Annotated in this window: 22 protein-coding genes; 14 read left to right on the top strand and 8 right to left on the bottom strand. The window is 65.8% G+C overall.

The window, feature by feature from the left end; all coding sequences use genetic code 11:
- Positions 1–36 precede the first annotated feature (36 nt).
- The gene (gene miaB, locus MTX35_RS01470) at positions 37–1,560 is read left to right on the top strand and encodes a tRNA (N6-isopentenyl adenosine(37)-C2)-methylthiotransferase MiaB (protein WP_308198102.1); all 1,524 of its coding nucleotides are present in this window, start codon (positions 37–39) and stop codon (positions 1,558–1,560) included.
- On the top strand, positions 1,557–2,144 hold the full coding sequence (locus MTX35_RS01465; protein ID WP_243593248.1) for a hypothetical protein: 588 nt from the start codon (positions 1,557–1,559) through the stop codon (positions 2,142–2,144). The genes miaB and MTX35_RS01465 overlap by 4 nt, the downstream gene beginning before the upstream one ends.
- Before the next feature lie 40 nt (positions 2,145–2,184).
- On the opposite strand, the gene MTX35_RS01460 is transcribed toward MTX35_RS01465, so the two are convergent.
- The gene (locus MTX35_RS01460) at positions 2,185–3,693 is read right to left on the bottom strand and encodes a DUF349 domain-containing protein (protein WP_243593247.1); all 1,509 of its coding nucleotides are present in this window, start codon (positions 3,691–3,693) and stop codon (positions 2,185–2,187) included.
- A 152-nt stretch (positions 3,694–3,845) separates the two neighbouring features.
- Here MTX35_RS01460 and MTX35_RS01455 point away from each other — a divergent pair, with 152 nt between their 5' ends.
- The 5 genes from MTX35_RS01455 (at position 3,846) to MTX35_RS01435 (ending at position 9,081) form a co-directional block, all read left to right on the top strand.
- The gene (locus MTX35_RS01455) at positions 3,846–4,568 is read left to right on the top strand and encodes a class III extradiol dioxygenase subunit B-like domain-containing protein (RefSeq protein ID WP_243593246.1); all 723 of its coding nucleotides are present in this window, start codon (positions 3,846–3,848) and stop codon (positions 4,566–4,568) included.
- Positions 4,561–5,490, top strand: coding sequence for a tRNA (adenosine(37)-N6)-dimethylallyltransferase MiaA (miaA, locus tag MTX35_RS01450; protein ID WP_243593245.1), 930 nt, complete (start codon positions 4,561–4,563; stop codon positions 5,488–5,490). Before MTX35_RS01455 ends, miaA begins: the two co-directional genes overlap by 8 nt.
- 9 nt (positions 5,491–5,499) lie before the next feature.
- Positions 5,500–6,369: a diaminopimelate epimerase gene (gene dapF, locus MTX35_RS01445; protein WP_243593244.1), complete on the top strand. Its 870-nt coding sequence runs from the start codon at positions 5,500–5,502 to the stop codon at positions 6,367–6,369.
- Positions 6,370–6,448: 79 nt separating this feature from the next.
- Positions 6,449–7,999, top strand: coding sequence for a GTPase HflX (gene hflX, locus MTX35_RS01440; RefSeq protein ID WP_374230211.1), 1,551 nt, complete (start codon positions 6,449–6,451; stop codon positions 7,997–7,999).
- 5 nt (positions 8,000–8,004) lie between these two features.
- A complete protein-coding gene (locus MTX35_RS01435; protein WP_243593243.1) occupies positions 8,005–9,081 on the top strand; it encodes a hypothetical protein in 1,077 nt (358 codons plus the stop codon).
- A 43-nt stretch (positions 9,082–9,124) separates the two neighbouring features.
- Here the strand turns inward: MTX35_RS01435 and MTX35_RS01430 are convergent, their stop codons facing one another.
- The 4 genes from MTX35_RS01430 to MTX35_RS01415 are packed head-to-tail and all read right to left on the bottom strand — an operon-like array spanning position 9,125 to position 13,255.
- On the bottom strand, positions 9,125–9,382 hold the full coding sequence (locus MTX35_RS01430; RefSeq protein ID WP_032377711.1) for an HPr family phosphocarrier protein: 258 nt from the start codon (positions 9,380–9,382) through the stop codon (positions 9,125–9,127).
- 43 nt (positions 9,383–9,425) lie between these two features.
- Positions 9,426–11,471 (bottom strand): fructose-specific PTS transporter subunit EIIC, encoded by a 2,046-nt coding sequence (locus MTX35_RS01425; protein ID WP_243593242.1) that lies wholly within the window; start codon positions 11,469–11,471, stop codon positions 9,426–9,428.
- A 9-nt stretch (positions 11,472–11,480) separates the two neighbouring features.
- Complete coding sequence (locus MTX35_RS01420; RefSeq protein ID WP_243593241.1) at positions 11,481–12,491, bottom strand: 1-phosphofructokinase family hexose kinase; 1,011 nt, start codon at positions 12,489–12,491, stop codon at positions 11,481–11,483.
- Positions 12,488–13,255 (bottom strand): DeoR/GlpR family DNA-binding transcription regulator, encoded by a 768-nt coding sequence (locus MTX35_RS01415; protein ID WP_243593240.1) that lies wholly within the window; start codon positions 13,253–13,255, stop codon positions 12,488–12,490. The genes MTX35_RS01420 and MTX35_RS01415 overlap by 4 nt, the downstream gene beginning before the upstream one ends.
- Before the next feature lie 170 nt (positions 13,256–13,425).
- Here MTX35_RS01415 and ptsP point away from each other — a divergent pair, with 170 nt between their 5' ends.
- From ptsP to MTX35_RS01400, 3 genes are all read left to right on the top strand, one after another.
- The gene (gene ptsP, locus MTX35_RS01410; RefSeq protein WP_243593239.1) at positions 13,426–15,156 is read left to right on the top strand and encodes a phosphoenolpyruvate--protein phosphotransferase; all 1,731 of its coding nucleotides are present in this window, start codon (positions 13,426–13,428) and stop codon (positions 15,154–15,156) included.
- A 20-nt stretch (positions 15,157–15,176) separates the two neighbouring features.
- Positions 15,177–16,448 (top strand): uracil-xanthine permease family protein, encoded by a 1,272-nt coding sequence (locus MTX35_RS01405; protein WP_243593238.1) that lies wholly within the window; start codon positions 15,177–15,179, stop codon positions 16,446–16,448.
- Between the two features lie 152 nt (positions 16,449–16,600).
- Complete coding sequence (locus MTX35_RS01400; protein ID WP_243593237.1) at positions 16,601–17,743, top strand: acyl-CoA dehydrogenase family protein; 1,143 nt, start codon at positions 16,601–16,603, stop codon at positions 17,741–17,743.
- 76 nt (positions 17,744–17,819) lie between these two features.
- Here the strand turns inward: MTX35_RS01400 and lexA are convergent, their stop codons facing one another.
- Positions 17,820–18,503 (bottom strand): transcriptional repressor LexA, encoded by a 684-nt coding sequence (gene lexA / locus MTX35_RS01395; protein WP_149406047.1) that lies wholly within the window; start codon positions 18,501–18,503, stop codon positions 17,820–17,822.
- A gap of 342 nt (positions 18,504–18,845) precedes the next feature.
- On the opposite strand from lexA, the gene MTX35_RS01390 reads away from it, so the two are divergent.
- Both MTX35_RS01390 and nrdR read left to right on the top strand, forming a co-directional pair.
- On the top strand, positions 18,846–19,241 hold the full coding sequence (locus MTX35_RS01390) for a hypothetical protein (protein WP_243593236.1): 396 nt from the start codon (positions 18,846–18,848) through the stop codon (positions 19,239–19,241).
- 100 nt (positions 19,242–19,341) lie between these two features.
- Positions 19,342–19,806, top strand: coding sequence for a transcriptional regulator NrdR (gene nrdR, locus MTX35_RS01385; protein WP_243593235.1), 465 nt, complete (start codon positions 19,342–19,344; stop codon positions 19,804–19,806).
- 12 nt (positions 19,807–19,818) lie between these two features.
- Here the strand turns inward: nrdR and hrpA are convergent, their stop codons facing one another.
- On the bottom strand, positions 19,819–23,715 hold the full coding sequence (gene hrpA, locus MTX35_RS01380; protein WP_243593234.1) for an ATP-dependent RNA helicase HrpA: 3,897 nt from the start codon (positions 23,713–23,715) through the stop codon (positions 19,819–19,821).
- A 68-nt stretch (positions 23,716–23,783) separates the two neighbouring features.
- Between hrpA and MTX35_RS01375 the strand changes: the two genes are divergently transcribed.
- Both MTX35_RS01375 and MTX35_RS01370 read left to right on the top strand, forming a co-directional pair.
- Entirely contained in the window at positions 23,784–24,446 is a 663-nt protein-coding gene (locus MTX35_RS01375) for a Pr6Pr family membrane protein (RefSeq protein ID WP_243593233.1), read from the top strand.
- 14 nt (positions 24,447–24,460) lie between these two features.
- Positions 24,461–25,732: an aspartate aminotransferase family protein gene (locus MTX35_RS01370; protein ID WP_243593232.1), complete on the top strand. Its 1,272-nt coding sequence runs from the start codon at positions 24,461–24,463 to the stop codon at positions 25,730–25,732.
- Here the strand turns inward: MTX35_RS01370 and MTX35_RS01365 are convergent.
- Complete coding sequence (locus MTX35_RS01365) at positions 25,716–25,946, bottom strand: hypothetical protein (RefSeq protein ID WP_243593231.1); 231 nt, start codon at positions 25,944–25,946, stop codon at positions 25,716–25,718. The genes MTX35_RS01370 and MTX35_RS01365 overlap by 17 nt on opposite strands.
- Positions 25,947–25,953 lie beyond the last annotated feature (7 nt).

The raw sequence follows: 25,953 nt of genomic DNA, 5'->3' as shown, positions 1-25,953 counted from the left end.
ACCGTGGACGTGACAGAACACGGGGTTTCCGAGCCCGTGCCGGTCACCGACGGGTCGGCGACAAGTCCCCGCAGCTACGAAGTGCGTACGCACGGTTGCCAGATGAACGTCCACGATTCGGAGCGACTGTCCGGATTGCTCGAGGAGGCCGGCTACGTTCCAGCGGATGCGGGCACCGACGCAGATCTGGTCGTGTTCAACACGTGCGCAGTCCGCGAGAACGCGGACAACAAGCTGTACGGCAATCTCGGCATGCTGCGCCCGGCCAAGACGCGTAACCCCAACATGCAGATCGCGGTGGGCGGTTGCCTGGCGCAGAAGGATCGCAACACCGTCGTCCAGAAGGCACCGTGGGTCGACGTCGTCTTCGGCACCCACAATATCGGGTCGCTGCCGGTGCTGCTCGAGCGCGCCCGACACAACGACGAGGCGCAGGTCGAGATCCTCGAATCCCTGGAGGCCTTCCCGTCGACACTGCCCGCGAAGCGCGAATCCGCGTACGCCGGTTGGGTGTCCATCTCGGTGGGATGCAACAACACCTGCACTTTCTGCATCGTCCCCGCCCTGCGCGGCAAGGAGATCGACCGCAGGCCGGGCGACATCCTCGCCGAGGTACAGGCTTTGGTGGATCAGGGTGTACTCGAGGTGACGTTGCTCGGCCAGAACGTCAATGCGTACGGTGCTTCGTTCGCCGATCCGGACATGCCTCGTGACCGCGGCGCGTTCGCCTCGCTGCTGACCGCTTGCGGCTCGATCGAGGGACTCGAACGAGTGAGATTCACCTCACCGCATCCGGCCGAGTTCACCGATGACGTCATCGACGCGATGGCATCCACCCCGAACATCTGCCCCACGTTGCACATGCCGCTGCAGTCCGGCTCGGACCGAATCCTCAAGGCGATGCGCAGGTCCTATCGGCAGACGAAGTTCATGGGCATCATCGACAAGGTGCGTGCCGCGATGCCGCACGCGGCAATCACCACCGACATCATCGTGGGATTCCCCGGTGAAACCGAAGAGGATTTCGAGCAGACGCTCGACGTGGTGCGTCGGGCGAAGTTCGCCAATGCCTACACGTTCCAGTACTCGAAGCGTCCGGGGACACCGGCCGCCGACATGCCCAACCAGGTGCCCAAAGAGGTTGTGCAAGAACGGTACCTGCGATTGATCGCCCTGCAGGAGGAGATCGTTCTCGCGGCCAATCAGGCCCTGATCGGTACCGAGGTAGAACTGCTCGTCGCCACCGGTGAAGGTCGGAAGAACGCGGCAACCCATCGGATGAGCGGGCGAGCCAGGGACGGTCGACTCGTGCACTTCGCCGTCGATGCCGAGCGGGCGGGCGATATTCGCCCGGGCGACGTCGTCACGACCACACTGACCGCCGCAGCCCCGTACCACTTGATCGCCGACGCCGGAGTGCTCACTCACCGCCGTACGGCTGCAGGAGACGCTCACGAACGAGGCGTGATGCCGAAGACGGCACCGATCGGCGTTGGCCTCGGACTTCCCTCGATCGGCGCACCGGCGCCGCTACCGGCACAGACAGGATGCACCGCATGACAGAAAAAGACGGACCCGATCGCGTCGTACCCTCTCGAACTGCCGAGGAACTCGGACGAACCGAGAGAGCGGTGATGACCGAGCTGGACCCCGGCGCACGTGCCATGGTCGTGGCCGGGCTGGTGCTTGTCCTGCTGGTCACCTTCGCGCTACCGCACACCGGATCTGCCAGCGGATTCGATGTGCTCTCGGGCAGCGACGCAGCCGCGGCCGAATCGATCGCCCTCCCGTCGCGCGTCTTCGTCGTACTGGTGCTGACGTTCGGTGTGGTGATGTCGGTCCTCGCACTCGTCACCCGCATCTGGGCGCTGGCCTGGGCGGCCCTAGCAGGATGCGCAGTGTCGTCGGTGTACGGCATGCTGTCGATCTGGACACGCCAGACCGTGCCGGACACCCTGCAAGGTGCCGGGCCGGGAATCGGACTGATCATCGCGTGGCTCGCCGTCATCGCGCTCACGTTCCACTGGCTCAAAGCGGTGTGGAACAAGACCAACTCGCAGCTCGCCGCGCAGGAGCAGCGCCGTGTTGCCGCTGCGTCGGGCGAACCGAAACTGCGACTGTGGGACGGCCGCTCGACCCCGTAGGCCGAGCCGACCGTCCCCACTCACGAGTGGAGCCGGCGAATCACAACTCGTCGACGGCACTTTCTGCCGCGTCGGCCCACTCGCGCCACTGCTGTGCCTGTGCGAGTGCGCGTTCCGCGTCCTTCGTCTTGCCTGCTGCCGTGGCCTTCGCGGCCTGATCCTCGAACTGGGCGACCCGCTCGCGGAACTGAGCTGCGCGGGCGACCGCCTCGGGATCGGAACGACGCCACTGCGATTCCACTGCGTCGTGCACGGACTTCTCGATCGCCCGCAATTTGCCCTCGAGGTCCTGCATCTTCTCCCGCGGAACCTTGCCGATCGCATCCCACTTGTCCTGTAGATCACGCAGTGCCGAGCGAGCGGCGTCGAGGTCCTTGCTCGGATCGATGTGAGTCTTGGCCAGCAGGGCCTCCTTGGCCTCGGCGTTGGCCTCGAACTCGGCATCCCTCTCGGATGCCGCGGCGTTGCGGGCAGAGAAGAACACGTCCTGTGCGGCCTTGAAGTTCTTCCACAGTGCGTCGTCGGCGTCGCGCGGGGCTCGGCCGGACGCTTTCCATTCCACCAGCAGATCGCGGAATGCGGCGGCGGTCGGGCCCCAATCCGTGGACGAGGACAGCGCTTTGGCCCGCTCGACCAGCTCTTCCTTGCGCGTCTTCGCGGCACCGCGCTCGCGGTCCAGATCGGCGAAGTGCGCGCCGCGACGACGATTGAAGTTCTCCCGGGCTTTCGAGTACCGCTTCCACAGGGCATCGTCGATCTTGCGGTCGACCCCGCGAATCGTCTTCCACTCGTCGAGGATTTCGCGCAGCCGATCTCCGGCCTGCTTCCACTGCGTCGACTCGCTGCCGATCTGCTCGGCTTCGGCCGCGAGCGCCTCCTTGCGTGCTGTGTGCTCGGCGCGTTCGAGTTCCTTCTCGTGCTTGGCCACGGCCGCTGCTGCATCCGAGTGTTCGACGACCGCGTCGAGTCGCCGAGCGAGCAGATCGAGGTCGCCGATCACTGCCGCAGTCGGCAGGCTCGCCAACAACGCCGACGCTGCGGCCTTGGTCTTCTTGGCGTCACCGGTGCCCGAGGTCAGGCGAGCTTCGAGCAGACCTACCTCGGTGGCGAGGTCGTCGTAGCGCCGACCGAAGTGCGCGAGCCCCTCGGCCGCGTCGCCGGCTTGCCAGGATCCGATCTGCCGCTCGCCGTCGGCGGTCTTCACCCAGGCGGTGCCGTCGTCGTCGACTCGGCCGAACTTGCTGGGATCGCTTGCCGGCGCAACCGTGGGAACGACGGTGGGAACGTGTGATGCCGTCGGGTGCGGCTTGGCTCCGGCCGAACCACCGGGACGAGGAGAGCCGGGACCGGGTACCCCTGGTTTGGTTCCAGCACCCGGCTTGGGTCCGCCGCCGGGCTTGGGGCCGCCGCCGGGCTTGGGGCCGCCGCCGGGCTTGGGGCCCCCGCTCGGCTTGGGTCCGTCGGGATTCGACGCCCCGGGAGTCCGGTCGGGCGCATCTGTCGATGCCGCCTCGGGGGCGGTGGGGGTGCCGGCGTTCGGGTCGGTCATTGTTCCTCATCTCTGCCGCGCGTCACGGCTGCCTTCACTCGCGATCTGGACACCATTGAACTAGGTGACGACCGATCGGACCATTGAAACAGCTCAGACGACTCGAGGTGGACTCGTCCGGCCAAGTCGCGCCACCGACTAGCGTGATGCTCGTGTTCCGTGTCGCGGCCCTGGTGCCCTCTCCGCCGTTGCTGATCCCCGAGCTGACGGGTGCCGGCGCGGCCGAGACGGCCGATCTGCGAGCCGCCGCCGTCGACGCGATGACGCGCCTGACGTCGGTGGCCGACCGATGGCTCGCCCTCGGCGTCGATCACACCAGGGCGACATACGACGACAGCACCATCGGTACGGTGCGCGGCTTCGGAGTCGACGTGGTGGTGAGCCTGTCCGGCGGCACCGCGCCGACTGCGCCGGATCCGGACCTACCGCTGGCCGTTCTGATCGCCGGGTGGCTGCGCGGGGTGGCTGCACCCGACGATGCGATCGAGGTCCGCACGATCCCGACCGATGCGAGCGCCGAATGGTGCGCCCAGTTCGGTGAAGAACTGCGCCGGGAGCTCGACGCTTCGGCGGAGAGCTGGGGCGTTCTGGTGCTGGCAGACGGGGCAAACACCTTGACTCGGAAAGCTCCTGGGTCGTTCGACGAGCGGGCCGAGGAGGTCCAGACGCGGGTCGACGATGCCCTCGCGACGGCCGACATCGATGCATTGGCAGGTCTGGATCCGGATCTGTGCGCATCACTCGGCGTCGGCGGCAGAGCGGCGTGGCAGGTACTGGCTGCGCTCGAAGGAACCGGTACGGCAACGGCGACGGAGCTCTACCGAGGTGCGCCCTTCGGCGTCGGGTACTTCGTGGGAACCTGGACTCGTGACTGACAGGGCGGGCGATTCGGCCACCACACCCATCGCGGTGATCGGGCCGACGGCTGCGGGCAAATCCGATCTGGCCCTCGATCTGGCCGAGGAACTCGGCGGAGAAATCGTCAACATCGATGCGATGCAGCAGTACCGGGGCATGGACATCGGGACCGCGAAACTGACCGTCGCGGAGCGGCGGGGGATTCCACACCATCAACTCGATGTGCTCGAGGTCACCGAGATCGCGACCGTTGCGCGCTACCAAGCAGCTGCCGTCGCCGACGTCGAGGACATCCGATCCCGGGGGCTGCGGCCGATCATCGTCGGCGGATCGATGATGTACGTGCAGTCGCTGCTCGACGAGTGGGCCTTTCCCGCCACCGACCCCGTCGTCCGTGCGAAGTGGGAAGCAGTCCTCGAACGTGACGGTGTCGAGGAGATCCATCGCGCGTTGACGGACGCCGATCCGGAAGCTGCCGCGTCGATCCTGCCCACCGACGGTCGTCGGATGGTCCGAGCCCTCGAGGTAGTGGAGCTGACCGGGCAGCCGTTCGCGGCGTCCGCCCCGAAGATCGGTGCACCGCGCTGGGGCACGGTTGTGCTCGGAGTCGACCGCGACACGTCCGAACTGGACGAGCGGATCGCCGAGCGCACTCGGCAGATGTTCGAGACCGGCTTGATCGACGAGGTGCAGGGTCTGCTCGCGTCGGGGCTGCGGGACGGTGTCACCGCGTCACGGGCGATCGGGTACGCACAGGCACTCGACGTCCTGGCAGGGGAGTACGACATCGAGCACGCCCGCGAGCGCACCTTCATCGGAACCAGGCGCTACGTGCGACGCCAAAGATCCTGGTTTCGCCGTGACGAGCGCGTCCGTTGGCTCGACGGGGCGTCGCCGACGCTGAACTCGGACGCCCTGACCGCACTCGACCCCCAGTAGACTCGAGCAATGGAATTCGCCAAGGGCCACGGAACCGAGAACGACTTCGTCGTACTGCCGGATCCGGCAGCCGAGCTCGAACTCACCAGGTCGGCGGTCTCGGTGTTGTGCGATCGACGCCAGGGCCTCGGTGCCGACGGCATCTTGCGCGTCGCCCGGGCCGGTGTGCTCAGGGACGCAGGCGTGCTCGATCGAATCCCGTCGGGGGTCGAGCCCGAAGACTGGTTCATGGATTACCGCAACGGTGACGGCACCATCGCCGAGATGTGCGGAAACGGCGTTCGGGTGTTCGCGCACTACCTGCGGGTGCACGACCTCGAACAGCGGGACCAGTTCGTGGTGGGCTCACGGGCCGGTGCGCGGGCGGTGACGGTGCATTCGTTCGACGACACCGACGCCGATGTCACCGTCGCGATGGGGGACGTCACGCTGATGGGGTCGAGTTCGACCACCATTGCGGGCGGCTCGTACGACGGCGTCGGAATCGACGTCGGGAATCCACACCTGGCCTGCGTCGACGGTGCGTTGACGCGTGCATCTCTCGGCGCTCTCGACTTCTCCGCACCGCCGACGCTGGACGCCGAGTTCTTTCCCCACGGTGCGAACGTCGAGATCCTGACGAGGCTCGACGACGGAGCCGTCGAGATGCGCGTGTTCGAGCGCGGGGTCGGTGAGACGCGATCGTGTGGCACCGGGACCGTCGCCGCGGCCGCGGCCGCGCTGGCGTACGAGGGCCTCGAGACCGGGGAGGTGAGCGTCGGTGTGCTCGGCGGTCGGGTGCGCGTGGCCATCGATCACGTCGGTGCCACTCTGCGCGGACCGTCGGTGCTGCTGGCGCGCGGCGAGATCGACGATCGCTGGCTGAAAGCTCGATCCTGACGATCGCCACGGGCCCGGGATCCGCGTCGACCGAAACCCGCGTGCATACGCTGGGGTTTTCGTGGATCATGGACGTCGTATGACGAACTCACATGAAACATCCCCTGCGGGCGAACCGGTCGACGACAGTCGCGACGATCTCGACGGTGCTCCCGATACCGAATCCGCGTGGACTCGCGAAGAGTCCGACGCATGGTCGAGACGGCTGGCTCGGTCTCCCCTCAACGACGAGAACTCCCCGTCCTCCGGCGACATGCAGCTCGAAGACCGCACCGCGCTCCGCCGAGTGGCCGGGCTGTCCACCGAGCTCACCGATGTCACCGAGGTCGAGTACCGGCAGCTGCGCCTCGAACGTGTCGTGTTGGTCGGAGTGTGGACCACCGGCACGGCCGCGCAGGCCGAGTCCAGCATGACCGAACTGGCTGCGCTGGCCGAGACCGCGGGCTCGGAGGTGCTCGAAGCGCTGATGCAACGACGCGACAAGCCCGATGCCGCGACGTACATCGGTTCCGGTAAGGCCAAAGAGGTGCGCGACATCGTCCTCGCGACCGGTGCCGACACCGTGATCTGCGACGGTGAATTGACGCCTGCTCAGCTCAATGCGCTGGAGAAGGTCGTCAAGGTCAAGGTCATCGACCGCACCGCGCTGATCCTCGACATCTTCGCCCAGCACGCGACCTCGCGAGAAGGCAAGGCGCAGGTCGCTTTCGCGCAGATGGAATACATGTTGCCCAGGCTTCGCGGCTGGGGCGAATCCATGTCGCGTCAGGCCGGTGGCCGCGCGGGCAGTAACGGCGGCGTGGGTCTGCGTGGACCGGGTGAGACGAAGATCGAGACCGATCGGCGACGCATCCGCGAGCGGATGGCCAAGCTACGCCGCGAGATCAAGGGCATGAAGCAGGCCCGCGACACCAAACGAGAACAACGACTGAGCGGCACAGTGCCGTCCATCGCCATCGTCGGATACACGAACGCAGGCAAGTCGAGTCTGCTGAACGCGTTGACCGGTTCCGGTGTGCTGGTGCAGAACGCACTGTTCGCCACCCTCGACCCCACGACGCGCAAATCGACGCTCGAGGACGGTCGCGAGATCGTGCTGACCGACACCGTCGGCTTCGTTCGCCATCTGCCGACTCAGCTGGTCGAAGCGTTCCGCTCGACGCTGGAAGAGGTCACAGACGCGGATCTGTTGCTGCACGTGGTCGATGGATCGGATCCTTTGCCGATCGATCAGATCAAGGCCGTGCGCGAGGTGATCACCGAGGTGGTTCGCGAACAGGATGCGAAGATGCCGCCGGAGCTGTTGGTGGTCAACAAGATCGACGCCGCCGATCCGGTGCAGCTGACCCAGCTTCGTGGATTGCTCGACGGCGCGCGGTTCGTCTCGGCCAAGACGGGCGAGGGAATCGACGCACTGCGAGATCACTTGGCCGAGATCCTCTCCGAGCCGGATGTATTGGTCGATGTCCTCGTGCCGTACACCCGTGGTGATCTGGTGGCCAGAATCCATACCGACGGCCGGATCGTTCAGTCCACCCACGAGGAAGAGGGGACGCGCGTCGAAGCGCGGGTGCCGCAGTCTCTCGCGGCGGCTCTCGTCGAGTTCACCGCGACCGTTCCCAGCGCCTGATATTCGTGGGGCTGCGGCTGGTGGTGTGCGGAGCAGCTGCCGTTGCCACGACGATCGTCTTCTCCGGAACTGCTTCTGCCGCACCGAGCGAGAACGAAACATATTGTCGGCCAACCGATCCCGGTCTCGCGGAACTGTCGGGGTTGACGTCCATCGACGGGGTCCTGTACGCGATCGGTGACAGTGGAGCCGATGATCGGGTCGCGGTGCTCGGTGCCGGCTGCGCCGTCGAGCGATGGATCGATGTTCCCGTCGACCCGTACGACGTCGAGGACCTTTCCTCCTACGACGGCTCGCTGTGGTTGGCCGACATCGGCGACAACCAGATGCGTCGTGACACAGTGGCATTGACGCGGATGGACCCGACGACGGGTGTGGGCGAACTGTATCGACTGACCTATCCCGACGGCGCGCACGACGCCGAGACGCTACTGATCGAGCCCGGTGGTAGGCCGGTGATCGTCACCAAGGAACTTTCGGGCGTGAGCGGGGTATACGTACCTGCCGGCGACGAATCCGTCACCGATCTGCCCGGCCCTGGGCCGACGCCGATGCGCAAGGTCGGCGATATGGCGTTCACCGCCACCGACACGGTCGGTGGGCCGCCGTTCGTCATCGGATCGATTCTGGCGACCGGGGGAGCGGTGAGCGGTGACGTGGCCGCGGTGCGCACGTACACCGATGCATACCTCTTCCGTTCGTCCGACGGGGACATCGCGTCGGCGTTGGTCGATCCGGCAGCTCCTCGCGCCGTGGTGCCGCTGCCCGATCAGCCACAGGGGGAGGCACTGGTGTTCACCGACGACGGGTCCTTGCTCATTGCATCCGAGGCAGGATTCGGGCCCGCGGAGTCCACGCTTCCGCCCATTCTGAGGATCCCCGACGCAGTATCGCTGGACATGTCCACGCCCGAACCTGCTGCGGTGGACCCGGTATCGCCGACCGTCGTTCCCGAACAGCCGGCACAGACGCCGACAGCGACGGACTCGGAATGGGAATTCCGAGCGGCCGTCGCTGCCGGGGTGGTGCTGATCGCCGGAGCGGTGGGATTCACCGTCCGGCGATCGAGGCGCTCTCGCTGAGCGCCGTTGTCACGCGTCGCAGGAGTGGAGCCTGCGGAACGACCTAGGCGTCGAGGTCTGCTTCGACGAGTGCGACGACCTTGTCGAGTGCTGCCTGGTCGTCACTGGTGACGGTGACTTCGGTGCCCTTGGTGGCTCCGAGCGTCATGATCATCAGGGCCGAACCTGCGTCCACCGGCTCCGAGTCGGCCACTGCGAGGGTGACGTCCACGCCGGCTTCGGCGACGGCGTCGGCGATCAGTGCTGCGGGACGAGCGTGCAGACCGATCGAGGATCCGACGGCGACTGTGGTGCTGGGCATGTGGTGCTCCTTCGTAGTGGGGTTGTTGCGATCGTAGCGAGTGTCAGACGGTAACGGGTGTGCGATCGAGCTCCGCGTCCGACAGAGCGTTCTTGCCCTTGACGAACTGCTTGGCCGCCACGACGAGGAACGCCGAGACGATGGTGCCGACGGCCAGAGACACGATGAACCACAGGATGTTTCCGATGGCGAAGAATACGAAGATGCCGCCGTGGGGTGCGCTGAGGGTGACGTCGAACGCCATGATCATGGCACCGGTGACTGCACCGCCGGCCATCATCGACGGGATGACGCGGAACGGATCGGCCGCGGCGAACGGAATTGCGCCCTCGGAGATGAATGCAGCTCCCAGGAACCATGCGGCCTTGCCGTTCTCGCGCTCGGCCTCGGTGAACAGGCGTGCGCGAACGGTCGAAGCGAGAGCCATGGCCAGTGGCGGCACCATTCCTGCGGCCATGACCGCTGCCATGATGCGCAGTGATGCGGTGTCGGTGACCGAGAGGCCCGCGGTTGCGAATGCATAGGCTGCCTTGTTGACCGGTCCACCGAGGTCGAAGCACATCATCAGGCCGAGAATGATGCCGAGGATGATGACCGAGGAACCGCTGAGTCCGTTGAGCCAGTCCGTGAGTCCACTGGTGATCGCGGCGAGGGGCTTGCCGAGCAGCAGGAACATGATCGCGCCGACGATGAGGGTGGCGAACAGCGGAATGATGACGACGGGCATGAGGCCGCGCAGAACTGTGGGGATCTTCCACTTGCTGATCCACAGTGCGACGAAGCCGGCGATCAGGCCACCGACGAGACCGCCGATGAAGCCTGCACCCACCAGAACGGCCACCGCGCCTGCGGTGAATCCTGGTGCCAGACCTGGTCTGTCGGCAATGGCATAGGAAATGTAGCCGGCCAGCGCGGGCACCAGGAAGCTGAAGGACAGCGCGCCGATCTGGAAGAGCACGGCACCGAGGTAGGCGGCGATTCCGCCTTCGGGCAGCGAGGTGATGGAGTTGTTGACGACGATGTCCTCGGCGACATCCTTGATTTCGTATCCGCCGAGCAGGAAGCCCAGGGCGATCAGCAGACCACCGGCGGCGACGAACGGGATCATGTAGCTGACGCCGGTCAGCAGGATCTGGCGGATGCGGGTGCCCCAGCCGAGTTCCCCTGCGGACTCGTTCGAGCCGGCCGCCACTGCGGTACCGCCGACGCGAGCGGCGTCCGGGTTCAGTGCAGCGCGAAGAGCTTCGGTGAGCATGACGTCGGGTTCGTTGATGGCGCGCTTGACGCCTGAGGAGATGACGGGCTTGCCGGCGAAACGCTCGCGGCCCTTGACTCCCACATCGGTGGCGAAGATGACGGCTTCGGCTCCGGCGATGATCGAGGGGTCCAACGGCGTGCTGCCGCTCGAGCCCTGGGTCTCGACGTGAACCGTGACTCCGGCACGCTCACCGGCTGCGACGAGTGAATCGGCAGCCATGTAGGTGTGCGCAATTCCGGTGGGGCAGGCGGTGACTGCGACGATGTGCTTGGGGGCAGTGGTCTCGGCCGGGGTGGCGGCCGCGCTGTGCTTGGCGGTCGACACCGGGGCAGCAGCAGGGGTCGTTGCGGCCGGCTTGGCGGCTGGGTTGATGACACCGTCGACGAGAGTGACGATCTCGGCAGCCGAGGACGCGTTGCGCAGGGAGGTGACGAACTCCGGCTTGACCAGTGCGCGCGCCAGGCTGGAGAGCAACTTCATGTGGGCCGAGCCGGCACCGGCCGGCGCTGCGATGAGGAAGACGAGGTCGGCGGGGCCGTCGGGGGCGCCGAAATCGACCTTGGGGTTCAGCCGGGCGAATCCGAGGGAGGCCGAGGTGACCGCTTCGGAGCGGCAGTGCGGGATGGCGATGCCGCCGGGCAGGCCGGTCGCCGACTGTGCTTCGCGGGCCAGAGCGGCGTCGCGCAGGGCGTCGGTCTCGGTTGCGCGACCCGCGGAAGCCAGAACGCCAGCGAGGCGCTCGATGACGGCTTCCTTGGATTCGCCGAGATCGGCGTCGAGGAGGATCAGATCCTCGGCGATGATCTGCTGATCTTCGGTGGGGGTGGACATTGCAGACTCCTAGAGACGATTCGCGGGGGTGGAGAGCGTGGATGTGGTGACGGACGTCGGAATATCGAGCGCACGGACCGTCACCGAATTCGGGTGGGTCTGCTCGGGCAGGGGAAGCGTGGTGCCTGGAAGTGCGGTGGCTGCCGTTCCGTAGGCGACGGCGCGGCGAAGTTTGTCTGCGTCGGAACAGTTCTCGGCATCGGCAAGGATGTAGCCGGCCAGCGAGGAATCGCCTGCGCCGACCGTGCTGACTGCAGTGATCGGGGGCGGGCTGGCGTACCAGGAACCGTCCTCGGTGACCAGAACGGCCCCTGCGCTACCGAGGGTGGCCAGTACCGCGCCGACGCCTCGGCCGAGAAGAATTGTGCTGGCAGCGATTGCGGCAGTCGGATCACCCTGTGCCGCCGCGCTTTCCAGTTTCTCGGAATCGTACCCGGTGAGTTGGGCGAGTTCCTCGGAATTGGGTTTGATCAGATCCGGTGCCGACTCCGGAAAAGCTGCCGCCAGCGCGAGCAGTGGCTCGTCGGACGTATCCACCGCAACCTTGGCCGAGGTGGCGCGCAGTGCCGTGACGAGCTCGGCATACCAGTCGGCAGGCAGGCCGGGCGGAAGCGAACCCGACAGAACGACCCATTCGGCGTCGACTGCGAGTGAGAGTATCCGCTCGCGCAGCTCGGCGCGGGTCCGCTCCGATACGGTTGCGCCGGGCTCGTTGATCTTGGTGGTGGTACCACCGATCTCGCTGACCGTGATGTTCGTCCTGGCCAGGCCCGACGTCGGAACTGCCGAGAAGTGAACGCCTTTCGCGGCCATCGCGTCGAGCAGGGGGTCTCCGGTGTTGGCCGGAAGCACTGCAAGGGCCTCGACTCCCGATCCGCCGAGCACGCGAGCGACGTTGACGCCCTTGCCTCCCGGGTCGGTGACCGACGTCGATGCCCGGTGTACGCCGCCGCGGACGAGCGGCGTGTCGAGTGTGACCGTCCGGTCCATGCTCGGGTTGGCCGTGAGAGTGACCATCATGCGATCACCACCTCGATTCCTTTGTCGCTGAGATTCTTTCGGTCATTGGTCGAAATGTCGCTGTCGGTGACGATGACATCGATGGATCCCACGCGGGCGAAACTGACCAGATGCTCGCGGCCGATCTTCGACGAATCTGCCAGCACCACAACGTGGTTGGCTGCCTCGACCATGGCTCGCTTGACTGCTGCCTCGTCACTGTCGGGCGTGGACAGTCCGTGCCCGACGCTGATGGCATTGGTGCCGATGAACGCGACGTCCACCCGCAGCCATTCGAGGGCGCTCAGTGCTTCGTCGCCTACAGCTGCCTGGGTGGTCCCGCGTACCCGCCCGCCGAGCAGTCGGAGGCTGATGCTCGGCATGGTCGCGGCGCGAGCGGCGATCGGGACCGAGTTGGTCACCAGCGTCAGTTCGCGATCATGGGGAAGCAATCCGGCGAGTCGGCCCGTGGTGGTGCCGGCATCGAAGACGGCGCTACCACCGATGGGAGGCAGGAAGGACAACGCAGCGGCGGCGATAGCGTCCTTCTGATCCGCGCGGGTGAACTCTCGCTCCGAGACGCCGGGCTCGAGTGTGGTCAGCGCCGATGCGGGTACTGCTCCACCGTGGACGCGGCGTACGACTCCCATGCGATCGAGGGTGGCGAGGTCGCGACGCACAGTTTCCGTCGTGACGCCGTACGTGGCCGACAGATCGTTGACGGAGACGCGTCCGTGGGTGCTGATCAATTCTGCGATGGCGTGTTGTCGTTCTTCGGCGTACACCTGCGTCTCCTTCCCGGTTCATGTTGCTTTATGTTGTTTTACGCCCGTGTGTGTTGACATGTCAAGGGTTTGGAGTAATCTCGGTCACAACACAGGCAAGCGATCGGCTCCACCACAGCTCGCCGAACAGTACGAAGACCTTTGTTCACGCAGGATCCGAGGAGGACCACATGACGGGATCGGTTAGCACCGCGTCGACCGGACACGCAGACACGACAGTCGATGCAGCCGGAACCGGAGCAGCGCAGACCACGCTGCGCGGCACGCCCGTCGTGCCCGGCGTCGGATACGGCCGAGTGATCCGCCCCGGTGCCCGTCCGTCCATTCCCGCCGATACGGGCGAAGTGCCCGAGGCCGATCGGGAGTCGGAGAAGGCTGTGTTCGATGCCGCCGCGAACGCCGTCGCCACTCGATTGCGTGGTCGCGCGGAGCTGGCGACGGGAGCTGCGTCGGAGGTCCTGTCGGCCAATGCCGCGATGGCAACCGACCGCGGGTGGCTCGGAGCCGCGCGCGCCTCGATCGCCAAGGGCAGTTCCGCAGTCGCCGCGACAGCGGCGGCGACGGAGAAGTTCGCCGCGATGTTCACCCAGCTCGGCGGACTGATGGCCGAGCGCGTGACGGACCTGCGTGACATCCGTGATCGCGTCATCGCCGAAATCCTCGGCGTTCCCGAGCCCGGAGTTCCCGTGCCGGACGAACCGTCCGTGCTGTTCGCCGACGACCTGGCACCCGCCGATACCGCCGGCCTCGACCCTGCTCTGATCGTCGGACTGGCGACCTCACTCGGAGGTCCGACCAGCCACACCGCGATCATCGCCCGCCAGCTCGGCATCCCGTGCATCGTCGCCGTGGCAGGGCTCGACGACATCGCCGCGGGTACGAACGCATCGGTCGACGGCACCAGCGGCCGCATCGACCTCGAACCCGACGCCGACTCGGCCCGCGCCGCCGTCGTCTCAGCGCGCGACGAGCTCGACCGGGTATCCCAGTGGGTCGGTCCGGGTACCACCGCCGATGGCCACGCGGTCGACATTCTCGCCAACGTCCAGGACGGTGCCGGTGCGCGCGCAGCGCGGTCGAGTGCAGCGGATGGCGTCGGACTGTTTCGCACCGAACTGTGCTTCCTGGACCGCGATTCCGAACCGACCGTCGACGAGCAGGCCGAGATCTACGCGCAGGTGCTCGACGCGTTCGCGGGCAAAAAGGTCGTCGTGCGGACTCTCGACGCCGGCTCCGACAAGCCCCTTCGGTTCGCCACCCATCCCGACGAGGCCAATCCGGCCCTTGGCATTCGCGGCATCCGCATCGCCGAGGCCGACCGCGGGATTCTGTACCGCCAGCTGGACGGCATCGCAGCAGCCGCGAAGGCGACCGATTCCTCCCCGTGGGTGATGGCTCCGATGATTGCAACCGCGCTGGAGGCGAAGGATTTCGCCGCCGACGTCCGCGAGCGTGGACTCACCCCCGGCGTCATGATCGAGATCCCCGCAGCCGCTCTGCTCGCCGAACACATCCTCGAACACGTCGACTTCCTGTCCATCGGCACCAACGACCTCGCTCAGTACACGATGGCCGCCGACCGTATGTCCGCTCAGCTCGCCGGCCTGACCGATCCATGGCAGCCGGCCGTGCTGGCACTGGTGGCGCACACCGCGGCCGCGGGAGCCAAGGCGGGCAAGCCCGTCGGAGTCTGCGGTGAAGCCGCTGCCGATCCACTGCTTGCCTGCGTGTTGGTCGGACTCGGCATCACCTCGCTCTCGGCTGCATCGGCTGCCGTCGCGCACGTGGGTTCGAAGCTGGCGACGGTCACGCTCGCTCAGTGCAAGGAAGCGGCCGCCGCAGCCCTGAAAACGGACAGCACCGCCGCTGCCCGCGAGGCAGTGAGCGCGATACTCGGCTGACGCAATAGTCTCTTCTCATCATGAGAAATCTGGGTTGGACGCTGCACGGAAACGGAAAAGCCGTCGAGGCCGGGGCGGTGGTCTCGCCCGACGAACGATTGACGTGGCCGCGCACCATCGGCATCGGAATGCAGCACGTGGTCGCCATGTTCGGCGCCACACTGCTGGTTCCGACGATCACCGGCTTCCCGGTATCGACGACATTGCTGTTCTCGGGCATAGGAACGGCGCTGTTCCTGATCATCACCAGAGGTCGCGTACCCAGCTATCTGGGTTCGTCCTTCGCATTCCTGGCCCCTCTCGGTGCCACCCAGGCGGACGGACCCGCGGCCCAACTCGGCGCCGTCCTGTGTGTCGGCGTTGTACTGGCAGCCGTCGGCTTCGTGGTGAAGTTCGCAGGCCAGCGGGTACTCGAGGCGGCGATGCCGCCCGTCGTGACCGGTGCGGTCGTCGTGCTGATCGGACTGAACCTGGCACCGGCCGCCACGACGTCGTTCGAGGCACAGCCGCTGATCGCCGCCGTCACTCTGATCGCAATTCTGCTGGCGACGGCGCTGGGACCGGGCCTGATCGGGCGACTCGGAATTCTGGTCGGAGTCGTTCTGGGTTGGGTGTTCGCCGCCGTCACCGGGGGAATAGCGCAACCGCGTCTCGACGCCCTGAGCGCGGCGAGTTGGATCGGTCTGCCCGAGTTCCGGGGGCCGTCGTTCGAGCTGTCGGTGATCCTGGTCGCGCTGCCGGTGGTGATCGTCCTCGTCGCCGAGAACGTGGGGCACGTCAAAGCCGTCGCCGCGATGACCGGGAAGAACCTGGACGACGTGGCCGGTGACGCACTGATCGCGGACGGGCTGGCGACGACGCTCGCCGGAGCCGGTGGCGGCTCCGGAACCACCACGTACGCAGAGAACATCGGCGTCATGGCCGCAACGCGCGTCTACTCGACCGCCGCCTACTGGGTCGCGTCGATCACCGCGATGGTGCTCGCGTTCTCGCCCAAGTTCGGTGCCCTGATCTTCACCGTGCCCGACGGTGTCATCGGCGGAGCGACGCTGGTCCTGTACGGCCTCATCGGGCTGCTCGGCGTGCGCATCTGGACCGACGCGAAGGTCGACTTCACCGATCCGGTCAATCTCATGGTCGTCGCTGCGGCGCTCGTCGCCGGAATCGGTGACCTGACACTGTCCGTCGGATCGGTCGAGCTCGGCGGTATCGCATGGGGTTCGGTGGGCATCCTGCTCGGCTACCCGATCGTCTCGGCGCTCGCGAGGAAATCAGGCACACGAGGTCGTTAGCGGGGTCGGTCACGGATCGCGCGCGTTTTGGTCATCGACCGCCCCGACCCCGCGGACGTAGTGTTTCCCTGTGACGTCAGTCGTACCGGCGACCGAAATCCGTAGAGATTTCGCGTGGTCGCTGCCGGTATGCACCGAACAAGGAGACATTCGTGGAACGCACACTTTTCGAGCCCGAGCACGAGCTGTTCCGGGAGTCGTACCGGAAATTTCTCGACCAGCACGTAGCCCCCAACCACGCGAAGTGGGAAGAGCAGAACATCGTCGATCGCGACGTCTGGGTCGAGGCCGGTAAGCAGGGCTTCCTCGGAACGGCAGCGCCCGAGGAGTTCGGCGGCGGCGGGGTCAAGGACTTCCGCTACAACGCCATCGTCACCGAGGAGACCACCCGCGGCGGGTACAGCGGTATCGGCTTCACGCTGCACAACGACGTCGTCGCGCCGTATTTCATCGATCTCGCCAACGACGAGCAGAAGCAGCGCTGGCTCCCCGGATTCTGCTCCGGCGAACTCATCACCGCGATCGCAATGACCGAGCCGGGCACCGGAAGCGACCTGCAGGGCATCAAGACCAAGGCCGTGCGTGACGGCGACGACTGGGTGCTCAACGGCTCGAAGACGTTCATCACCAACGGAATCAACGCCGACCTGATCATCGTCGTGGCGTGCACCGACCCCGAGAAGGGCGCACAGGGGTTCAGCCTGCTGGTCGTCGAACGCGATATGCCCGGATTCGAGCGAGGCCGCAACCTCGACAAGATCGGTATGAAGGCCCAGGACACGGCCGAACTCAGCTTCACCGACGTGCGCGTGCCCGCCGCCAACCTGCTCGGTGAAGAAGGCATGGGGTTCATCTATCTCATGCAGAACCTTCCTCAGGAACGCCTGTCGATCGCTGTCGTCGCTGCCGCGGCCATGGAATCGGCGCTGGACATGACGATCCAGTACTGCCGCGACCGCAAGGCCTTCGGCAAGTCGATCGGCAAGTTTCAGAACACTCGATTCGTGTTGGCGGAGTTGGCCACCGAAACCACTGCCACCCGCATCATGGTGGACAAGTTCATCGAACTGCTCAACGCAGAGAAGTTGACCGTCCAAGAAGCCGCGATGGCGAAATGGTGGACCACCGAGAATCAGGTCAAGCTGATCGACCGGTGCCTGCAGCTGCACGGCGGCTACGGTTACATGAAGGAATACCCGATCGCCAAGGCGTACATGGATTCTCGTGTGCAGACCATCTACGGCGGCACCACCGAAATCATGAAGGAGATCATCGGCCGCGGATTGAATCTGTGATCCGCTGATCCGAGAAACGCGAAGGGCCGTAGCACACTGTGCTGCGGCCCTTCGCGTGTTACCACGGTGACGATCCCTACAGCTTGCGCATCACGGTGACGACCTTGCCGAGGATCGCGGCATTGTTGCCCGGAATCGGCTCGAACAGCGGGTTGTGCGGCAGCAGCCACACCTCACCCTTGGACCGCTTGAACGTCTTGACGGTGGCCTCGCCGTCGATCATCGCAGCCACGATGTCGCCGTTGTCGGCCACGGACTGCTGGCGAACCACCACCCAGTCGCCATCGCAGATGGCTGCGTCGATCATCGACTCGCCGACCACCTTGAGCAGAAACAGTGAACCCTGACCGACCAGCTCACGGGGGAGCGGGAACACGTCCTCGACGGCCTCCTCGGCCAGAATCGGGCCACCCGCTGCGATCCGCCCCAGTACCGGAACGAACGTCGGAGTCGGCAACCGATCCTGTTCCTCGGACGCAGGCGAACCGTCGACCGCGGCGGCAGCCTGGTCGGCCTGCACCTCGTCGAGGCCACGGACGTCGACGGCGCGGGGCCGGTTGGCGTCGCGCCTGAGGAAGCCCTTGCGCTCGAGCGTGCGGAGTTGGTGGGCGACGGACGAGGTCGACGTGAGGCCGACCGCGTCACCGATCTCTCGAATGCTCGGTGGATACCCGCGCTCGGTGACCGAGGCGCGAATGACCTCGAGCACCTTCCGCTGCCGCTCGGTCAGCCCAGCGCTGATGTCGGTACCGACCTCCATGGCCTTGGATGTCGGCTCTGCGGCCGGCTTTACCGCTGCGGTCTTCGTGGAACGCGTGGTCGACCTCGTCGAGGTCTCGTCCTTCATGCTGTCGGCCTCCTGCTGGTGTTCTGGATCCGGTCTGCGTGGTAGGTCTGCGCGGACTGGAGTTGATGGTGTCGACTCGTGTGGCGTGTGGTTTCTGACACGAATCTAGCGTGTATCAGCTGTTGAATCAAACATCTGTTCGACTCGTGTCGCGTTTTCTGCAGACTTTGTCGGAGCCTCGTGATAGAACTTCGAACAAGCGTCCATCGAACGCCTGATCGAACAATCGATCCACCGAGCGAAGACGAGGTTCCGATGACCATCACCACCGATCGCCCCACCACCGCAGGTGTCCGTACCCGGTCCGCTGTCGTCGAGCGTCGTCGCCGTGCTCGTCCCGCGCTGCGGAGTTCCATGGAGATGCGCGGTGCGCTGACGACTCCGTGCCTGCCGGTTCTGGAGCCGTCCTGGACCGACGTCACCGATCGTGAGGCCGCCGATCGCGAGTTCGACGAGACCTCGGCGCACTTCGCCGGTCAGCCGGTCCGAATGCGATCGCTGATGTTGTGGATGTTGGCGGTTGTGGTCGTCGCAGGCGGCCTGATCGGCATCGCGAACCTACGGGCCGCTGCACCCGACGCAGGCGTGGGGCCGGCCGGTGTGGTCGAAGTACACGACGGAGCGGTCGTCGAGTACACAACGGGCAGATGACCACCGGCCCCATCGTGCCCAGCAGCACTGAGTATCCTCGACTGACTGCTCCGATGCGCGTGCTCGTCATCGGAGCGTTGGATACGACGGAGGCTCCCTCATGCATTGCCCGTTCTGCAGGCACCCCGACTCGCGCGTGGTCGACTCGCGTGAGATGGACGAGGGGCAGGCAATCCGGCGGCGTCGCTCCTGTCCGGAGTGCGGTCGTCGATTCACCACGGTCGAGGCCGCAGTGCTGGCCGTCGTGAAGCGCAGCGGTGTGACCGAGCCGTTCAGCCGCGAAAAAGTGGTCAAAGGCGTTAGGCGCGCCTGCCAGGGAAGGGACGTCGACAACGACGCATTGAATCTCTTGGCTCAGCAGGTGGAAGACGCCATCCGCGCAGCAGGTTCCGCCGAGATTCCCAGCAACGAAGTGGGGTTGGCCATTCTCGGTCCGCTCCGCGATCTCGATGAAGTGGCCTACCTGCGCTTCGCCTCCGTCTACCGCTCGTTCAGCTCGGCCGAGGACTTCGAGAAAGAGATCCACGAACTCCGCAAGCATCGCGAGTCCGCCGACGTCGACTGACAGCCCCGCGCGTCATCGATTCTGATCCGAGATCGCCTTCGCGACGCGCTTCTCCGACACCGGATACGCCGTACGGATCCCTTGAGCGAACAGCCCGACGCGCAATTCCTCGATCATCCAGAACAGTTCCTGCACGCCGGAACTGTTCTTTCTGCTCTCCGGGAGCGAATCCAGCAGTCGTCCGTACGAGGCGTACACCCGATCGAGTACATCCATCGCCGCCGCATCCCGACCAGCACTGCTCGGCAGCGTAGCCAACCGCTTGGTCGCCGCAGCGAGATAGCGCGGGAGGTCTGCCAGTCTGCGAGAACCGAATTCGGTGACGAACCCGCGAAAGACCAAGCCGTCGAGCTGTTCTCGAACATCCTCTGCGGGTTCACCCGAGGACGCCTGTAGCTGCGCCGACAGCGCGAGAGCTGCCGTCAGCACGGGGCGCACCAGGGCCAACACCGCGGCAGTGCGCCGAGGAACCTCGGCGTTGACGAGTGCCCTCAACTTCTCGAAGGCATCCGGATCTCGGACGGGCCCACCGTGCGCATCCATAGCTTCCTCTACCGCGAGTACTCGGCATTCCTCGAGGAGCGCATCGACGCCGCCGTACGGATTCTGGCCGAGGGCAAGGCGTTCCGCGGTGGGCAGACCGGCCAGCAGGGCTTTGGTGCCCTTCGGTGCCGTCGACAACAGCAGAGTTCTGGTGCCCGAGCGCATTGCTGCGCGCTGCTGGGCGGGGGTGCTGAGGACTCGAACCGCAACGCCCGGTCCCTCGGATACCAACGCGGGGTAGCCGGTGACCTTCTGACCGCCGACCTCCCGGGTGACGGTCGACTCCAATCGTCCCAACGTGCCCGAGGTCCAGGCCAGTGACGGCGCGCGCTCTGCATCGCCGACCGCGCTCGCGACCTGACGACCCACCTCTCCGGAGAGGCTCGTGCGCAGAGCGATCAGATCCTTGTTGCTGCCCAACACCTTTCCTGACGGGTCGACGGCCGTGAAGGTCATCTTCAGGTGCTCGGGCAGGGCCGCGGTATCGAAGTCCTTCGCCGTGATGTGGCACTGCGCGGCCCGCGACAACTCGCGTGCCAAGGCCGTCACCAGTGTTTCCGCTCGCGGCTTCATGACCGCCAGTGCCGCGGCGGCGAAGTCGGGTGCCGGAACGACGTTGCGACGGAGCGCCTTCGGCAGTGTCTTGATCAACGAGGTCACCAACTCGACGCGCATCCCCGGAACCAGCCAGTCGAATCCCACCGGTTGTACCTGGGCGAGCAGTGCGATCGGAATTCGTGCGGTGACTCCGTCGGCGGCGGTACCCGGCTCGAATTGGTACGTCAGTGGGAACTGAATCTCGCCCTGTCGCCACGCGTCGGGATACGCGCCGGTCAGTACCGAGGCCGCGTCGGCGTTGACGACGGTGTCGGTGGTGAAGTCGAGCAGGTGCTGATCCTGCCGGCGTGCCTTCTTCCACCAGGTGTCGAAGTGCCTCGCCGACACCGCTTCCGGGGCGATGCGTGCGTCGTAGAAGTCGAAGAGAGCGTCGTCGTCGACCACGATGTCTCGTCGCCGCGCTCGATGTTCGAGTTCGCCTACGTCGTCGAGCAGAGCCCTGTTCTTGTGGAAGAACGCGTGCTGGGTCTTCCATTCACCCTCCACCAGCGCATGTCTGATGAACAGTTCGCGGGACGCCTCTGCATCGATGCGGTGATAGTTCACCGGGCGTTGCGTCACCAGCGGAATGCCGTACAGCGTCACCCGTTCGTAGGCCATCGCCGATTCTCGCTTGATGGACCAGTGTGGTTCCGAGTACGTCTTCTTGACCAGATGCGGTGCCAACCGCTCGGCCCACTCCGGCTCGATGCGAGCTGCCATCCGGCCCCACAGGCGTCCGGTCTCGACCAGTTCGGCGGCCATCACCCAGCGCGGGGGCTTCTTGAACAGACCCGATCCGGGGAAGATCGCGAAGTGCGCCCCACGTGCGCCGAGGAACTCGCGCTTGTCACCCTCCCTGAGCCCGACGTGCGAGAGCAACCCGGACAGTAACGACTGATGCAGGGCGGTCTCGGTGGAGTCGGCGTCGGGCACCGTCCACCCGAGCCCACGGGTGATCTGACGCAGTTGGCCGTGCAGATCCTGCCACTCGCGAATACGTAGATAGTGCAGGAACTCGGTGCGGCACATGCGTCGGAACTGATTGGAGGACAACTCGTTCCGCTGCTCGCGCAAGTAGGTCCACAGCTTGACGTACGCGAGGAAATCGGAGTTCTCCACCGCGAAACGCGCATGCTTCTCGTCCGCCGCCTGCTGATGCTCGGCGGGACGCTCCCGAACGTCCTGAATCGACAGGGCCGCCACGACCACCAGCGCATCGCGAAGAGAGCCGTTGCCGTTGGCCTCGACGAGCATCCGCGCCATCCGAGGATCGACCGGTAGTGCCGAGAGTTCCCGGCCGATGGGGGTCAGCTCCGCGGTGCCGTCCTTGGTGGCAGGCTTCAGCGCCCCGAGTTCCTCGAGCAGTCCGATGCCGTCCCGGATGCTGCGCGGATCGGGCGGTTCGACGAACGGGAACGCGTCGATCTTCCCGAGCCCGAGTGCGGTCATCTGCAGGATCACCGATGCCAGGTTGGTACGCAGAATCTCCGGCTCGGTGAACTGCGGACGCGACTCGAAATCTTCTTCCGAGTACAGGCGGATGCAGATGCCATCGGCGACGCGGCCACAGCGGCCGGCGCGTTGCCGCGCCGACGCCTGCGAGATCGGTTCGATGGGGAGTCGTTGCACCTTGGTGCGCAACGAATATCGCGAGATGCGGGCGGTGCCGGGGTCCACCACGTAGCGGATGCCGGGGACTGTCAACGAGGTCTCCGCGACGTTGGTCGACAGCACCACGCGTCGGCCCGAGTGCGGTGAGAACACTCGATGCTGTTCGGCGGCAGAGAGCCTCGCGTAGAGCGGAACGATCTCGGTGTTGCGGAGATTGCGGTCGTTCAACGCGTCGGCGGTGTCGCGAATCTCGCGTTCACCGGACAGGAACACCAGAATGTCCCCGTCGCCCTCGGCCATCAGCTCGTCGACGGCCTGGCAGGTCGCATCGACGGGGTCGAGATCGATCGTGGTGTCCCCGGCGTCGACGGTCAGTGGCCGATAGCGCATTTCGACCGGGAACGTGCGGCCGGAGACCTCGATGATGGGCGCGGGCACCCCATCTCGTGCGAAGTGCTGGGCGAATCGTTCGGGATCGATCGTCGCCGAGGTGATGACGATCTTCAGGTCGGGACGCCGGGGGAGTAGCTGCGCGAGGTAGCCCAGGATGAAGTCGATGTTGAGGCTGCGCTCGTGCGCCTCGTCGATGATCAGGGTGTCGTACTGGCGCAGCAATCTGTCTCGCTGGATCTCCGCCAGCAGGATGCCGTCGGTCATCAGCTTGACGAGAGTCGCATCCGAGGATTGGTCGGTAAATCTCACCTTGTAGCCGATGGATTCCCCCAGTGGTTCGCCCACCTCCTCGGCGATGCGTTCGGCCACGGTGCGCGCGGCGAGCCGACGGGGTTGCGTGTGACCGATCGAGCCCCGGATCCCGCGCCCCAGTTCGAGGCAGATCTTGGGAATCTGGGTGGTCTTGCCGGATCCGGTCTCACCGGCGACGATCACCACCTGGTGTTCGGCGATGGCCGCGGCGATGTCGTCCTTGCGAAGACTGACCGGAAGTGACTCGGGAAACTCGAGAGTGGGGACCGCGGCCCGGCGATTGGCGACCACGGTTTCGGCGCGGGTGATGTCGCGGTCGAGAGCGGCGAATGCGTCGTCGGTGCGGGCCTTGTCCAGACGCCGCCGCAGCCGGTTCTCGTCGCGGATGGTGACCTGGGCCAGACGTGTGGCGAGAGCGCGACGCTGAACGGACGGATTCGAGGTAGACATACTCGAACCAGGATATCCGTTTCGGCAGTGTCATCGAATGCAGGCCGTGACTGTGCCAGGATCGCCACATGAGCATCTCGCAGGATGTGACTGTCCCGGCGCGCACTCCCGTACCGATCAGGACGCTGCGCGTGCTGTTCGCGGCGCTCACCGCCTCGGCACTGATCTCGATCGTCGTGGACGGTCTCGCTTCCCCGACGTTCTCGCTGGCCAACTATTTCAGCTACTTCACCGTCATGAGCAACGTGCTGACGGTGCTGGTGTTGACGGTCGGCGGTGTCGTCGATCCACGAGCAGTGCCCTGGCAGCTCATTCGTGGTGCCGTCACCCTGTACATGGTCATCACCGGAATCATCTATGCCGTACTGCTCGCGAACATCGATGTGGGCGTGGCGGATCCGTGGACGAACAACGTGGTGCATCGCATCATGCCCGTCGTCCTGCTGATCGACTGGATCCTCGCACCACCGCGGCGGCAGATTCCGGAGTCGCGCAGCCTGATGTGGTTGCTGTTTCCGTTTCTCTACGGGATCTACACGCTGATCCGAGGACCTGTTGTCGACTGGTATCCCTACCCGTTCCTCGACCCTCGCGTCCAGGGCTACCTCGCGCTGACAATCGGCCTGATCGTTCTCACCGTCGCCTTCGCGTTGATGGCTCTGGCGGTGGGTGCACTCGGGCGGATCGCCGGACGGTGGAGGTACGGATCGGAATCGGCTACATCCACGTGACTACTGTGTACCGCATGTCTTCTGACCTGGATCCAGCAGCCGATCGGACCGCCACCGCACACTCGTCCGCGCTCTGGCACGGCTTCGCCGATATGGGCAGCGTGACGGCCAACGGCCCGTTCGTCGTCTCTCGCGGTGAGGGTGCCTACATCTACGACAACGCGGGCACCGAGTACCTCGACGCCACCGCGGGTCTGTGGTTCACCAACGTCGGCCACGGCCGGCGCGAGATCGCCGACGCCGTTGCGACGCAGCTGAGCTCGATCGCCCATTACTCCAATTTCGGTGACTTCGTACCCGAGACCACCCTCGCGCTCGCCGATCGCCTTGCCGCCATCGCCCCGGTACCGGGAAGCAAGATCTTCTTCACCTCCGGCGGCTCGGACTCGATCGACACCGCAGCGAAACTCGCACGGCGCTATTGGGTAGAGATGGGGCGACCGAGCAAGAAGCTGATCGTCGGTCGGCAGAAGGCGTACCACGGGATGCATGTTGCCGGTACGGCGCTCGCCGGCATTCCGGTGAACAAGGAGCATTACGGCGACCTCATGTCCGACGCCCGAACGGTGGCGTGGGACGACGCGAAGTCACTGCTGGCGTTGATCGAGGAGGTCGGTGCCGAGAACGTCGCCGCCTTCTTCTGTGAGCCGGTGATCGGTGCGGGTGGAATCTACTTGCCGCCCGAGGGATACCTGCGCGAGGTACGGCAGATCTGCCGTGACAACGACGTCTTGTTCGTTGCAGACGAAGTCGTCACCGGATTCGGCCGGATCGGCGGGAGCTGGTTCGCCTCCACCCGATTCGAGCTCGAACCCGATCTGATGACGACCGCCAAGGGGCTGACGTCGGGGTACGTACCCATGGGCGCGGTGTTCATCGCCCCGACGATCGCCGAGCCGTTCTTCGCAGGCGGGGTGTGGTGGCGGCACGGGTACACCTACGGTGGCCATGCCGGAGCGGCTGCGGCGGCAATGGCCAACCTCGACATCATCGAGCGGGAGGAGTTGCTGACCCACTCCACGCGCATCGAGGCGGCGCTGCACACCCACCTCGCGCCGTTGGCCGCACACGAACGAGTCGCGGAGATCCGCAGCGGGATCGGTGCGGTGGCCGCCGTCCAGCTCGCCGACCCGGCCGAGGCCTTGCCGTTCGTCAAAACGCTTCGAGCACACGGTGTTTCAAGCCGCGCCGCCGGTCAGGGTGCGATGCAGATCTCGCCCGCCTTCGTCATGACGGACGCCGAGATCGAAGAGCTCGCCGCGCGTATCCTCAGCGCTCTCGGCTGAACCGAAGCTTGCCGATCAGTTGCTTCCCCCGTGAGAGCGGGGGAGCAACTGCAGGACGCGGTTCCTCTGAGACGGCAGCGAACCGCTGTTGCAGCTGATCACGCACTTCGTCCGGCGCGTAGGCACGGCGTTTGCGCTCGGATCGAACCACCAAAGCCCCGCTGGCCGCGACACCGACCATTCCTGCGAGACCGAGAGCCTTCCACACGTTCATCCGGCCA

Source organism: Rhodococcus sp. ARC_M12 (genome assembly GCF_022810385.1).
GTDB classification, from domain to species: Bacteria; Actinomycetota; Actinomycetes; order Mycobacteriales; family Mycobacteriaceae; genus Rhodococcoides; species Rhodococcoides navarretei.
Note: the sequence above shows the minus strand (reverse complement) of the source record. Positions and strands in the feature narration are given on the sequence as shown.